Below are 407 nucleotides of genomic sequence, written 5' to 3'. Positions count from 1 at the left end.
GGATGTTCGAATGGCTGCCGTCAGCGTGCAGCGCGCTGGACAGCACGCCCGGCTCGTCTGACGCCTGCAGCACGACCGCGCCCGCGCCATCGCCAAACAGCACGCAAGTGGTACGGTCGTTGAAATCGAGGATGCGCGAGAACGTTTCAGCACCGACCACCAGCGCAGTACGATGTTGCCCGCTTCGGATGAAGCTGTCAGCCGTCGCAACGGCATAGGCAAAACCTGAGCACACCGCCTGCACGTCGAAGGCCGCGCCGTTGTTCTTGATGCCCAGCTTGTTCTGCAGCAGGCACGCCGTGCTCGGGAATACGAAGTCCGGCGTCGATGTGGCGACGATGATGAGGTCGATGGATTGCGGATCGACGTCGGCCGCTTCGATCGCGCGTTGCGACGCGAACAGCGCG

Annotated in this window: 1 pseudogene; it reads right to left on the bottom strand. The window is 63.6% G+C overall.

What is annotated here, in order from left to right:
- Positions 1-407: pseudogene (locus tag GR197_RS31645) on the bottom strand (3-oxoacyl-ACP synthase); the annotation flags it as partial.

Origin of the sequence: Rhizobium phaseoli (assembly GCF_010668805.1) — a bacterium.
Lineage (GTDB): Bacteria > Pseudomonadota > Alphaproteobacteria > Rhizobiales > Rhizobiaceae > Rhizobium > Rhizobium phaseoli_A.
Note: the sequence above shows the minus strand (reverse complement) of the source record. Positions and strands in the feature narration are given on the sequence as shown.